Origin of the sequence: Pseudoalteromonas sp. Angola-4, assembly GCF_028599265.1 — a bacterium.
Classification (GTDB): domain Bacteria; phylum Pseudomonadota; class Gammaproteobacteria; order Enterobacterales; family Alteromonadaceae; genus Pseudoalteromonas; species Pseudoalteromonas atlantica.
Map to the genome: position 1 here is coordinate 15,642 of NZ_JAQREK010000017.1, position 12,248 is coordinate 27,889.

The 12,248-nt window shown below is 40.9% G+C and carries 13 protein-coding genes; 10 read left to right on the plus strand and 3 right to left on the minus strand.

Annotated features, from left to right (window positions below; all coding sequences use genetic code 11):
• Positions 1-67 precede the first annotated feature (67 nt).
• Positions 68-502 (minus strand): transcriptional repressor, encoded by a 435-nt coding sequence (locus PSH48_RS16705; protein WP_029773280.1) that lies wholly within the window; start codon positions 500-502, stop codon positions 68-70.
• Positions 503-596: 94 nt separating this feature from the next.
• Here PSH48_RS16705 and PSH48_RS16710 point away from each other — a divergent pair, with 94 nt between their 5' ends.
• From PSH48_RS16710 to PSH48_RS16745, 8 genes are all read left to right on the plus strand, one after another.
• Positions 597-1,217, plus strand: a complete 621-nt coding sequence (locus PSH48_RS16710) for a MarC family protein (protein WP_004589061.1) — start codon at positions 597-599, stop codon at positions 1,215-1,217.
• Positions 1,218-1,298: 81 nt separating this feature from the next.
• Positions 1,299-2,288, plus strand: coding sequence for a tRNA dihydrouridine(20/20a) synthase DusA (dusA, locus tag PSH48_RS16715; protein ID WP_273611906.1), 990 nt, complete (start codon positions 1,299-1,301; stop codon positions 2,286-2,288).
• Between the two features lie 245 nt (positions 2,289-2,533).
• Positions 2,534-3,226 (plus strand): PspA/IM30 family protein, encoded by a 693-nt coding sequence (locus PSH48_RS16720; RefSeq protein ID WP_264390090.1) that lies wholly within the window; start codon positions 2,534-2,536, stop codon positions 3,224-3,226.
• A 10-nt stretch (positions 3,227-3,236) separates the two neighbouring features.
• A complete protein-coding gene (locus PSH48_RS16725) occupies positions 3,237-3,443 on the plus strand; it encodes a PspC domain-containing protein (protein WP_029773288.1) in 207 nt (68 codons plus the stop codon).
• Positions 3,444-3,452: 9 nt separating this feature from the next.
• On the plus strand, positions 3,453-3,779 hold the full coding sequence (locus tag PSH48_RS16730) for a hypothetical protein (protein WP_024031509.1): 327 nt from the start codon (positions 3,453-3,455) through the stop codon (positions 3,777-3,779).
• Positions 3,780-3,858: 79 nt separating this feature from the next.
• Complete coding sequence (locus PSH48_RS16735) at positions 3,859-4,371, plus strand: copper chaperone PCu(A)C (protein ID WP_029773289.1); 513 nt, start codon at positions 3,859-3,861, stop codon at positions 4,369-4,371.
• An 8-nt stretch (positions 4,372-4,379) separates the two neighbouring features.
• Positions 4,380-5,366 carry a DUF2333 family protein gene (locus PSH48_RS16740; protein WP_004585847.1) on the plus strand — a complete coding sequence of 329 codons (987 nt, stop codon included), beginning with the start codon at positions 4,380-4,382 and terminating at the stop codon, positions 5,364-5,366.
• A gap of 3 nt (positions 5,367-5,369) precedes the next feature.
• The gene (locus PSH48_RS16745; RefSeq protein ID WP_004585848.1) at positions 5,370-6,140 is read left to right on the plus strand and encodes a TIGR04219 family outer membrane beta-barrel protein; all 771 of its coding nucleotides are present in this window, start codon (positions 5,370-5,372) and stop codon (positions 6,138-6,140) included.
• Positions 6,141-6,164: 24 nt separating this feature from the next.
• On the opposite strand, the gene PSH48_RS16750 is transcribed toward PSH48_RS16745, so the two are convergent.
• On the minus strand, positions 6,165-7,052 hold the full coding sequence (locus tag PSH48_RS16750; protein WP_121636978.1) for a TIGR03899 family protein: 888 nt from the start codon (positions 7,050-7,052) through the stop codon (positions 6,165-6,167).
• On the minus strand, positions 7,021-7,602 hold the full coding sequence (locus PSH48_RS16755) for an SRPBCC family protein (RefSeq protein WP_273611907.1): 582 nt from the start codon (positions 7,600-7,602) through the stop codon (positions 7,021-7,023). The genes PSH48_RS16750 and PSH48_RS16755 overlap by 32 nt, the downstream gene beginning before the upstream one ends.
• Before the next feature lie 141 nt (positions 7,603-7,743).
• Here PSH48_RS16755 and PSH48_RS16760 point away from each other — a divergent pair, with 141 nt between their 5' ends.
• The gene (locus PSH48_RS16760) at positions 7,744-9,945 is read left to right on the plus strand and encodes a bifunctional diguanylate cyclase/phosphodiesterase (RefSeq protein WP_273611908.1); all 2,202 of its coding nucleotides are present in this window, start codon (positions 7,744-7,746) and stop codon (positions 9,943-9,945) included.
• Positions 9,946-10,050: 105 nt separating this feature from the next.
• Entirely contained in the window at positions 10,051-12,237 is a 2,187-nt protein-coding gene (locus tag PSH48_RS16765) for a YgiQ family radical SAM protein (RefSeq protein WP_064385740.1), read from the plus strand.
• Positions 12,238-12,248 lie beyond the last annotated feature (11 nt).

Consider the following 12,248-nt stretch of genomic DNA (forward strand, 5'->3'; position numbering starts at 1 on the left):
GTACTCTTAAAATTGGTGCTAAAGTGGCTATCTAAATATGAGTATAGCTTTAAAACAAACTTTGGGTTTAGCTTCTACAAGACTCACACTTACCGTGTGCTTCAATAGTTTGCCCTGATACAACAAAGCCGCTTTCTGCTGCTAAGTTGTTTAGCTCGTGAGAAATAACCGTAGAGTGCAGCTCTTTTACAAAGCCACAACTGTCACAAATTAATAGCTGCACAGGATGAATATGATCAAAGTGATGGCAAAGCATAAATGCATTGGTGCTTTCTATTTTGTGAATAAAGCCCAGCTCTGATAAAAAGTCTAGCGCACGGTAAATTGTTGCAGGTTTTGCGCCTGTTTCTGTTACTTTTAATTGTTCAAGTAAATCGTACGCCCCAACGCCGCCTTGGGCGCTAGCTAATAGGCGAAATACTTTTTCGCGGATAGGCGTAAAACGCGCACCACGGTTGTCACAAACTTGTTTTGCTTTACTTACGAGTGATTCTATATTCATCATTCTCTTATCCTTACGCTACCGTGATATACTAACATACTGTGTTGTACTTGCAGCGTTTTTATTAAACACTTTTTATCTAGGAACCCCATTAATGCATGAACTGGTAGCTATATTTATTTTCTTTTTTGCGGTGATAGACCCTATAGGTACAGTGCCTGTATTTATTGCTGTGACACGTGGGGAAGATGAAAAGTTTAAACGAAAAGTTGTTTTTAAAGCCGTGGGTGTATCCGCTGTGGTTTTACTCTTTTTTGTTATTGCCGGTGAGCAGCTATTAAATGCAATTGAAATACCGCTGTCGGCGTTTCAAATAGCGGGGGGCATAGTCCTGCTTATTTTTGCGCTTTCAATGATTTTTGGTGAAAGTAAGCCCGAGTCTGAGATTAAAAGTGTGCGCGACAGCACAGAAACCGCTATTTTTCCGCTAGCCATTCCCTCTATAGCAAGCCCAGGCGCCATGCTTGGCGCAGTACTGATGACCCGCAACGAAGAATACACGTGGGTTGAGCAAGTTACTACATCGTCGATGATGTTGGTTGTGTTAGTTGTTGTGCTTGTGCTGTTGTTACTCGCAAATCATGTGCATAAATTAATAGGCGACAGTGGCGCAAGTATTATAAGTAGAATCATGGGGTTAATTTTAAGCTCTGTGGCAGTTACAAATATACTCAACGGTATCGCGCATTATTTTGGTTTACAAATATACAGCTAACATTGATGCTAATTAGGCTTTTGTGTAAAATACAGCGCCTTTTTATGGGCGCATTTACTTATAATCCCCGAGGCTTTTACATTGCAAAAACGCATATTAGATAATCCAACGTTAAACAGACGTTTTTCTGTTGCACCCATGCTTGATTGGACTGATCGTCATTGTCGCACTTTTCATCGTAAGATGACTAAGCACGCTGTTTTATACACTGAGATGATCACCACGGGTGCGATTTTATTTGGTCGCGGCGATTACCTACACTTTAATCAGCACGAGGGGCCGGTTGCTTTGCAGCTGGGGGGTTCTGATCCCGAGGCGCTAGCAAAGTGTGCAAAGCTTGCCGGTGAGCGCGGTTACGATGAGATTAACTTAAATGTAGGCTGCCCTTCAGATAGAGTACAAAACGGGCGCTTTGGTGCATGCCTAATGGCCGAGCCTGAGCTGGTTGCACAGTGTGTTGCGGCAATGAAAAGTGAAGTTAGTATACCTGTTACGGTAAAAACACGCATCGGTATTGATGAGCAAGACTCGTATGAATTTTTATGCGCATTAATTGAAGCCAGCCATAAAGTTGGCTGTGATGACTTTATTATTCATGCCCGTAAAGCGTGGTTAAATGGTTTAAGCCCTAAAGAAAATCGTGAAGTACCGCCTCTTGATTACCCACGCGTTTACCAACTAAAAAAAGACTACCCACAGCTCGATTTAAGCATTAATGGCGGCGTTAAAACAATTGAAGAAAGCCTAGCGCATTTAGCGCATATAGACGGCGTTATGATTGGTCGCGAAGCATATAGTAATCCATTTATACTTAATGAGGTGGATGAAAAGATTTACGGTGAGGTGGCTAATACTCAGACTCGTCACGATGTGGTGCGCGCTATGTATGATTACATAGAAGAGGAAATGCGTTTAGGTGCTAACTTTTGGCATATAGCACGCCATATGCTGGGGATTTTTCAGGGGCAGCCAGGGGCGCGCGGATTTAGACGTCACCTTTCAGAAAACGGTCACGGTAAACAGGCTGATTTGTCGGTAATGGATAAAGCATTAAGTTTTGTGCCTGAGTAATACTAAAGCGCTGAGCAGTTATAAAAAAACCACTTTTTAAAGTGGTTTTTTTATAACTAAAATTTAGTCAAAAGATAAATAAATTAGTGATTTTCGCTTATTAACATTCAGTTTTTAGTCAGTTTAAAATAACTTATTAGCTGTCTAACTAATTGAATTTAAATGCTTATAAATAACTTTTTGTTACTTGGCATAACTCTTGGAATCCTGTTGTTGTTATCAATTAAAAACAACAGGACAAAACAATGAGTATATTTAATCGCGTAAATGATGTTATCCAATCCAATATTGCTGCCATGCTGGATAAAGCAGAAGACCCAGAAAAACTCCTCAACCTTATGCTAAGTGAAATGCAAGAAGCGCTTAACGAATGTAGAAGCACGGCCGCAGCCTTGCTGTGCGAAGAAAAAACGCTTAAACGCCAAATTGCACAAAAACAAAAAGACTTAACTTTGTGGCAAACAAAAGCTGAGCTGGCAGTTGCTAAAAACCGTGACGATTTAGCCAAGTCTGCGTTAGTAGAAAAACAGCGAGTAGATGAGCAAATTGCAGCAAAAAACACTCAGCTAAATACTCTAAAAGAGTCGATAGAGAAAATTACGGCAGATTGTGAGCGTTTACAGCAAAAAATGGCGCAAGCTAAAAGCAAACAAGCTCAATTAATAAAACGCCACGATATTGTTGCTGCACGTGAAAAAGTGAACATGCAATTACACAGTGACAAGGTCGCAAATGCTTTGTCTCGCTTTGAAATGATAGAGCAAAAAGTGGAAGGCATAGAAGCACAGGTTGATGCTTATGAACTTACAAATACAGCGCAATCAACCGCTGAGCAAATTGAGTCTTTAGTTAAAAATGAAAAAATAGATGCAGAGCTGGCTCGTTTAAAAGCCAGTGTTAAGCAAAGTAATACCAATACAACTGCGCGAAGCGCTTAAGGAGTAGAGTATGAATAACTTTAAAACACAGCGTGGTTGGTACAAAGATTCACTGAATAAAAAAATATCGGGCGTATGCAGTGGATTAGCGCGTCGCCTTGATTTTCCAGTGTGGTCAACACGCTTAGTAACAATTTTATTATTTATAAGTTTTCCGTTTGCAGTGGCGCTTGGTTATTTGATTGCTCACTGCTGCCTTAAAGAGCGTGCGTATTAGGAGAGGGATATGAAAACCTTAGCAATATGTGTTGTCGTATATGTGTTACTTTTTACTGATACTGTGTCGCTAATACATTTTGATTCATGGCAGTTCCCACTGTGGATTGCAGATATGAGCTGGGTAGGACTGGAGTTGGCTGGCGTATTAGTCGCTATTATTGCAGTGGTAGCCGTAATGGCTTTAGTGACCATGGGGTTAATAGGCGCAGGGATTGTCGCGCTGGTTGGCACCATTTTGGCACTGTTATTTGGTTCAGTGATGATAGCCTGGCCATTATTATTTGTAGCTGTACTGTGCTGGTTGGTGCTCGATAACAAAAAAGTAACCTCTTAAGCCTTAATTTAACTGACTATTATTAGTTAACTATGTTAAATTTAAAGTGAAATTTTATGCTTTCACAAGGAATAAAGCGATGATGAAGCAGTGCTTTTTTATGGCCTCGGCGTTAATGATTAATGTGTTTTCGTCATCGGTTGCTGCACATGCTGGGCACAGCCACGATACAGACGAAGCTAAGCTTGAAGTAAGCCATGCACAAGTAAGGGCGTTTTTGCCTGGTAGTAAGTCGAGTGTTGGCTATTTAACAATTTCTAACCACGGTGGTGGTGTTGCTAAATTAACTAAAGCAACCATCGAAGGTTTAGGCCGTGTAGAAATACATGAGCACAAACATGTCAATGGCATGATGAAAATGCAGCAGGTTAAAGCCGTTACTATTAAGGGTCATGAAAGCCTAAGCTTTGAGCCTGGTGGTTACCATTTAATGGTATTTGATCCACAAGAGCCACTAAAAGTAGGGCAAGAACGTAAACTCACGCTATATTTTAGTGACGGTAACCGCTTGTTTACTAATGCTCAAGTGGTTTCGCTTGAAGCGCAAGCTGCGCATTCAAAGCCATCTAAAAAACAACACGCTCATCACTAGGAGGATAAATGTCGCAACATAAAGGAAAAATAGCTGGTGCCTTGGTGGTACTACTTATTATTTTTTACGCTATTGCAGTTTATTGGAGCATTGAGCCGGCACGTTTTAACGTAGTAACTAATGCAAAAGAAACCGCGCAAGCACGCAACGAAAAAATGGTAACAGGCTATACAACCACCTCAACGCTTATTACCGTTGCTAGCACATTACTTGATAAGCAAGGTGGATATTTATCAAACGATGTGATGCCGCCAAGTGTGATAATGGATGACATGCCTGCGTGGGAATATGGCGCGCTTGAAATGGTGCGTGATTTAGCGCTATCAATGCGTAAAGACTTTAGCCGTTCACAGTCGCAATCTACCGAACATGAAGCCCTTAAAAAAGCGCAGCCGCAATTTAATATTAGCTCTGAAGCATGGGCATGGCCAAGTGCCGAGGGAGAGTACCAAAAGGGAATAGACTACCTTCTTGTGTACCGCTCACAAATTGCTAACGAGCATGAGCGCGATAGCCAATTTTATTCACGTGCAGATAATCTTCGTAGCTGGTTAAAAGAAGCCGAAAAGCGTTTAGGCAGTTTAAGTCAGCGTTTAAGTGCAAGTGTTGGCCAAGACAAAGTAAATACCGATTTAGCCGGTAATTCTTCAAACACGCAAGCGACCTACACACCACTTCAGCAACAAGTAAGAACGTCGTGGTGGGAAATAGACGACGTGTTTTATGAGTCGCGCGGTGCAACGTGGGCGTTATTACACTTTTTACAAGCGGTTGAGTATGACTTTGCTGATGTATTAGAAAAGAAAAATGCACGTGTAAGCTTACAGCAAATTATACGTGAGCTTGAGGCAACACAAGAAACCGTGTGGAGCCCAATTATATTAAACGGGAATGGTTTTGGCTTTGTGGCAAATCATTCTTTAGTTATGGCAAATTATATTTCAAGAGCCAATGCGGCTTTAATCGAACTTAGCGAACTACTAGCTCAAGGATAAAAAATGAAAAAGTATTGTTTAGCAGCTGCCCTTTCAATGGCATGTTTAGCCCCTGCAGCACAGGCAGACACTCTATTAGGTTTATATGTAGGTGTTGATGGCTGGCAGTCAGATAACGACGGTCAGTTTTCTTACAAAGATAACGCACCACAAGATTTTAATTTTGAAGACGAAACCTTTATTAGCTACTACGCGGCACTAGAGCACCCAGTGCCATTAGTTCCTAACCTAAAGCTTAAATACACTGAGCTTGAACTTAATGGCTCGGCAACCCTTACTGATACGTTTAGCTTTAATGGCTCAGATTACGTAGTTGGTACAACTGCAAATACATTAAGTGATTTAACTCACATTGATTACATTCTTTATTACGAAATTTTTGATAACGATTTAATTTCAATTGATTTAGGTTTAAACGCAAAGCAGTTTGACGGTGACATTGTTGTAACTGGTACCACTCAACAAGGCGGCACTAACTTCTCTGAAACTAAAGATTTTTCGGGCTTTGTTCCACTTGCATATGGCCGTGCTGAAGCAGGCTTACCATTTACGGGTTTAAGCGTGTTTTTTGAAGGCAGCTTTTTAGCTATCGACGATAGTAAAGTACAAGACTACCAAGTAGGCGTAGCATATGAACTTATTGATAACCTAGCAGTAGATGTAGCTATTAAAGCGGGTTACCGCTCAATGACGTTAGAGCTAGATGATGTTGATGATATTAATACCGATATTGACGCATCAGGCCCATTTGCGGGTATTCAAGTTCACTTTTAATTAGTGAGCTTACAGCGTGGTGTGTTATTTATTAACATGCCACGTTAAATCAAATTCTCCCTCCAATGCATTATTAATTAATTGCTTATACACCTTATTTACCGGGTAATTTATAAGCTTAGAAAGCTCATCGCCAGTTTGGGTAAACTTGTAATAGCTTAATACTAAGTCACTGCTTTTAGCTTTTAACGTCACTTTTTGCGATAAAAACGACAGGGTGAGTTCTTGACCTGCTTTTAATACCGCCGATTCTATTTCTTTTCTGTAGAGTAAATTAAGATCCATAAGCGTTAAAATATCAGGAAAGCTGATCCCCGTTTTTCCTAAATTAAGCGATACCTTATTGCCTTTTCGTAGTAAGTCGAAAAGTGAAGGCTTTTTATAAAACCCCAATAAAATAAAGTGGCTGTCGTCTTTTGCGTTGTAGCTGCTCAGCGATACACACTTTTGTAATGCATCAGCTTCGCGTTGGGTCATATGCTTGAGTGTTTGTAAGCTTTTTATAGAAAATGTACCGGGGTTGAGCGTCTCGCCAGTTAAAATTTTAGCCCATAGTGTTTGCATCGATTCATTTGAGGTGTCTTCACATAGGGCAATAAAGCGCTCTACCCAGTCAGCATCTGGTTGTTTATTGCTTGCCACATCGGGGCAAAATCCCATTGCTTTAGCTAAAATGGTTTCTATATTTTGCTGCTGTTTTATAAGCAGTAAATCTTGGCGCTTTTGGGCGCGCGCTAAAATAGGGTTATCGCTATTTATGTGATAAAGCGGGTTTAGATCGCCTTTAGAGCCGTAACTTTGATCTGTACTTGGTTGCCCAGTATTTGTGGTTATTTTTTTTACGGGGTAGCCAAGTAAAGACTCAATTATATTGGCGAGGTTAATTCTCGCTTGGGCTGATTTTACTGTCATCGTTATCCAGCTGTGTTTTTTGGTCGCGTAATTGCGCTACTGTTTGCAAGTTATTTAAGCCAAGTGACACTGTATTGCTTAATACATACTCACTAAAAATTGATAGATAACCCGAAATTAGCGGGGTATTGGTTTGGCCATTAATATTACACGTTACATTTACCACACCTTCTACTTCGGTAAATGTAATTTCACCTTCAATAATATGCTCATTTTTTAAAAGTGCATTAAAGGCCATTTTATTTTGCGAAAGCGAAGTAATGGTCATTTCTCCATACCCCCAGTCGCTTTGCCACGATTGATGCGCGCCTATGCCGCGACTAGGTTCGCCTAAAGTAAAAGTGATAGACGGATCTACTTTGCCCCAAGGTGACCATGTATGCCAAAGGCTAAAGTCAGACACCAGCGATTTAACGGTCGCTACATTGGCATTTATTTGTATGTTTTTATTTACGCTGTAATTTTGCGGCAGGGTTAAACCAATCAAAATAACCACTAAAACTAACAATAAGAGCGTTTTTATAAGGATTTTAAAAAATTTAATAGGCACACCTTTTACGAGTTTTTTAGTTTGAAATATAACAACTTTTTATTAATCGACTATAGTATGAATTAGCCTATAAACCAAAAATATATTTTTAGCACATAGGTATGAGCTTATATAAGTATTAAAACTGATAAAGGGTAGATAATGTCGTCAGAGCAAAGCGATTTTTTATTTTTAGCGCCAGACAGCGAAGAAGAAATAACCCAAGAATTATCTGATTTTTGGGATGTTTTGATCGTTGATGACGATCCTGAAATACATTCAGTGACTAAGCTTGCATTGTCGGGCGTAGAGTTTTGGGGGGCAGGGCTGCGTTTTCACGATGCGTACTCTGGCAGCGAAGCCATCGAAATACTCAAAAACAATAATACAATATCCGTTATTTTTTTAGATGTAGTGATGGAATCTGATGATGCGGGTTTGCAAGTTGTAAAACGCGTACGCGAAGAGCTTAATAATCAGCATGTGCGAATTATTTTACGAACCGGCCAAGCGGGCAACACCCCAGAAGAAAAAGTAATTCGCGAATATGACATTAACGACTATAAAACAAAAACAGAGTTAACTCGTTCTAAATTAGTAACTTCTTTAATTACCGCTATTCGCTCGTACGAGCAAGTATGCCAGCTTGAGTATCAAAGTGATGCAATGAACACCATTGTTTCGGCTTCAAAGTCTATTTTAGGGCTTACCGATATTAAAGTGTTATGCAAAGAGATTATTAAACACTTGGGTATTATTTTAGAGTGCCAACAAGTTGGGTTGGTATGCAGTAAGCTAGATGGCGATAACTTTATTCAAGTATTGGGTGGTAGTGGCCATTATGAGAGCTACTTTGGTGAAAAGCTTGCTAATGTTGATAGCGTTGCGCTTGAACAAGTAGATCAGTGTTTTGAGTCGGCTCAGCATTGCCAAACCGATTCGAGCGTAACTTTTATTGTTAAAAGTAAGCACCGCCAGGCTGCTATTTATTTAGAGTGCGAGCATAAACCGAGTGATGCGCAGCTGCAATTTGCAGAGATTTTTCTTACTAATGTGAGTGTAGCTCTTGATAACGTAAGGCTGTTTGTAAAACTAAGAGATGCGGCCTACAAAGATGTACTAACCGGTATTTCTAATCGTACTAATTTTATTGAGCGGGTGGTGCGTTATCAAAAACCACATGTTAATGACTACGTTTTTGTATTAATTGATGTGATTGGTTTTGCAGATATTAACAATGGCTTAGGACAAGAAATTGGCAATCATTTGTTAATCGAGATTGTAAAGCGGCTTAAAGATGCTTATCCAGACGCAAAGTTATTGTCGCGTATTGGCGCAGATGTATTTGGCTTTATTATTCGCCAAACGGAGTTTGACCTTGAACAATTTAACGACGTGCTAAGTGTGCCTTTTAGTGCTGGCGAGCATTTTTTGCCTGTCGATTTTAGAATTGGTTTATGTCAACAGCAAGACTTTCAAAGTACTGGGTTAGATACACTAAAAGTTGCCTATATTGCATTAAACCAAGCTAAAAAGCTTAAATGCAAAGAGGGTATTTACTACGATATTGATATGCAAGACAAAATGGCTTGGCGCTTAGGTATTATTAGGCAGTTACGTCATGACTTTGCTCGGCAAAAGCTCCAAGTGTGGTATCAGCCTCAGCTTTCACTTGATAATTTGTCTTTGATTGGCTGTGAAGCATTGCTGCGCTGGCCATCAGAAGATGGCTCGTTTATATCTCCTGCGGTGTTTGTGCCTTTAGCTGAGGATGCCGGTTTAATAGTTGATATTGGCCAATGGGTTTTAGAACAAGCTTGCCAACAGCAAAAACGCTTAGAGGCACTCGGTGAAGAAATTTGCATTGCTGTAAATGTATCTGTGCCGCAATTTAAGGTTAAAGGCTACGCTACAACAGTAAAAAAAACCTTACAAAAGTACGATGTTAAACCCTGCAATATAGAATTAGAAGTGACTGAAAGCGTGGTAATGGATGAATTAGAAACCGTGATCAATACCCTAAAAGAGTTAAAAGAATTAGGCGTAGAAGTGGCGATTGATGATTTTGGAACGGGCTTTTCTTCGTTAAGTTACTTACAAAGTTTACCGCTTGATAGGCTTAAAATAGACCGCGCATTTGTAAAAGATTTACCCGATAACGATACCGGTGCTATTGCTGCTTTAGTGGTGTCGCTTGGTGCTAAACTAGGACTAAAAACAATTGCTGAAGGTGTAGAAACACAGCAGCAGGCAGAGTTTTTGAAAAACTTAGGGTGTGATGAAGTACAGGGTTTTATGTACGCTAAGCCAATGCCTGAGCACGAACTTTTAGAGTTTATTAAAGAGCGAAATAAAAAAACTTAATATCAACAGACTTTACAGTAGGCGCGATATCTCTAGGCAATGTTGTATAAATAAGCAATGTATTAGGATATAATTCGCGCCTTTTGTTATTCTACGGCCAAAACTATGAGCTCCCTTAAAGCTGAACGCGCGCTATTTTCATACCCCAAATATTGGGCTGAATGTTATGGCACCGCCCCATTTTTACCTACCACTCGCGAAGAAATGGACGCTCTTGGCTGGGATAGCTGCGACATTATAATTATTAGCGGCGATGCCTATGTTGATCACCCTAGTTTTGGTATGGCGGTAATTGGCCGTGTACTTGAAGCGCAAGGCTTTAGAGTGGGTATAATTGCTCAGCCAGATTGGCAATCAAAAGATGCCTTTATGGGGCTTGGTAAACCAAACTTATTTTTTGGTGTTACAGCCGGCAACATGGATTCGATGATCAACCGCTACACGGCAGAAAAACGAATGCGCCATGACGATGCCTATACACCAGGTAATGTGGGTGGTAAGCGCCCTGACCGTGCGGTGATGATTTACTCTCAGCGCTTACGCGAAGCCTACAAAGGTGTGCCTATTGTTATTGGTGGTATTGAAGCAAGCTTGCGCCGTATTGCTCATTACGACTACTGGCAAGAAAAAGTACGCCGTAGTATTTTATTTGATGCCAAAGCCGACATCCTTATTTATGGTAATGCAGAGCGCCCGCTGGTGGAAGTAGCCCACCGTATAGCCGCTGGCGAAACTATGGATACAATTCAGGATATTCGTGGTACAGCGGTTATTCGTAAAGAGCCAATACCGGGCTGGCGCGGAAGTGATTCAACAGCGATTGATAAAATAGGCAAAATTGATCCTATCCCAAACCCCTATGGGGCTGATGATGTTGGGTGTAGTAAATCAGAGTTTAAGCAAGCCGGTATTGATTTAAAAGCCGAGGCCGCTAAACCCATTACCGTTCAGCCTGCGCGCCCTAAACCGTGGGAAAAAACATATGTTAAACTGCCTGCATTTGAGCAAGTAAGCGTTAATAAACCGCTTTATGCCCATGCTTCGCGAATTTTGCACCAAGAGACCAACCCAGGCTGTGCTCGTGCGTTATTTCAGCGCCATGGCGATCGCTCTATTTGGGTTAACCCGCCGGCATTTCCGCTCGAAACCCATGAGATGGATGATGTATTTGGTTTGCCTTATCAGCGTATACCGCACCCAAGTTATGGTGATGCAAAAATACCAGCCTACGATATGATTAAAACGTCGGTTAATATTATGCGTGGCTGTTTTGGTGGCTGTTCGTTCTGTTCTATTACCGAGCATGAAGGACGTATTATTCAAAGTCGCTCGCAAGAGTCGATTATTGATGAAATAGAACAAATTAGAGATAAAGTACCTGGTTTTACCGGTGTTATTTCTGATTTAGGTGGCCCAACGGCCAACATGTATAAATTACGCTGTACGAGCAAAAAAGCAGAAAGTACCTGTAGACGACTTTCATGTGTTTACCCTGATATATGTAAGCACATGGACACAGACCATACACCTACTATCGATTTATACAAAAAAGCCCGTGAAGTGAAAGGCATTAAAAAGATTTTGATCGCCTCAGGCGTTCGTTACGATCTAGCCGTACAAGACCCTCGCTATGTAAAAGAGTTGGTGACACATCATGTGGGTGGCTATTTAAAAATTGCCCCTGAGCACACAGAAGATGGCCCTTTGTCTAAAATGATGAAGCCGGGCATGGGAGCCTACGATCAATTTAAAGAGCTATTTGATAAGTACTCAAAAGAAGCGGGTAAAAAGCAGTATTTAATACCGTACTTTATTTCAGCGCACCCAGGTACCAAAGACGAAGACATGGTTAACATGGCATTGTGGCTTAAATCTAACGACTTTAAGTTAGACCAAGTACAAAATTTTTACCCGTCGCCTATGGCCAACGCAACCACCATTTACCATACAGAAATGAACTCGTTGCGTAATATTAAAAACAACAAAGAGCAAGTACCTGTGCCAAAAGGAGCGCGCCAACGTCGCTTACACAAAGCCATATTGCGTTATCACGATCCATCGGGTTGGCCAATGATCCGCGATGCACTGCGTAGTATGGGGAAAGCCAATTTAATTGGTAAAGGCCCAAATTGCTTAGTGCCAGAAGAAGGCCGCGATGAAAAAGCACATAAAGGCGCTGGTAAAGGTAAAGGAGGGCGCCCAGCCTTAACGCGCCATACTGGGTTTAGCCAATTTAAAAAGGCTAACACTAAACCTAAAGTAGGCGGCAATCGCCAGCGTGCTTCTCGCTAAGCGTTAAAACA

What these genes read in the sequence shown, in the direction of transcription:
- PSH48_RS16705 (WP_029773280.1), bottom strand. Translation starts at nt 502, where the DNA reads ATGAATATAGAATCACTCGTAAGTAAAGCAAAACAAGTTTGTGACAAC.
- PSH48_RS16750 (WP_121636978.1), bottom strand. Translation starts at nt 7,052, where the DNA reads ATGACAGTAAAATCAGCCCAAGCGAGAATTAACCTCGCCAATATAATT.
- PSH48_RS16725 (WP_029773288.1), top strand. Translation starts at nt 3,237, where the DNA reads ATGAATAACTTTAAAACACAGCGTGGTTGGTACAAAGATTCACTGAAT.
- PSH48_RS16760 (WP_273611908.1), top strand. Translation starts at nt 7,744, where the DNA reads ATGTCGTCAGAGCAAAGCGATTTTTTATTTTTAGCGCCAGACAGCGAA.
- PSH48_RS16745 (WP_004585848.1), top strand. Translation starts at nt 5,370, where the DNA reads ATGAAAAAGTATTGTTTAGCAGCTGCCCTTTCAATGGCATGTTTAGCC.
- PSH48_RS16710 (WP_004589061.1), top strand. Translation starts at nt 597, where the DNA reads ATGCATGAACTGGTAGCTATATTTATTTTCTTTTTTGCGGTGATAGAC.
- PSH48_RS16765 (WP_064385740.1), top strand. Translation starts at nt 10,051, where the DNA reads ATGAGCTCCCTTAAAGCTGAACGCGCGCTATTTTCATACCCCAAATAT.
- PSH48_RS16740 (WP_004585847.1), top strand. Translation starts at nt 4,380, where the DNA reads ATGTCGCAACATAAAGGAAAAATAGCTGGTGCCTTGGTGGTACTACTT.
- PSH48_RS16735 (WP_029773289.1), top strand. Translation starts at nt 3,859, where the DNA reads ATGATGAAGCAGTGCTTTTTTATGGCCTCGGCGTTAATGATTAATGTG.
- PSH48_RS16720 (WP_264390090.1), top strand. Translation starts at nt 2,534, where the DNA reads ATGAGTATATTTAATCGCGTAAATGATGTTATCCAATCCAATATTGCT.
- PSH48_RS16730 (WP_024031509.1), top strand. Translation starts at nt 3,453, where the DNA reads ATGAAAACCTTAGCAATATGTGTTGTCGTATATGTGTTACTTTTTACT.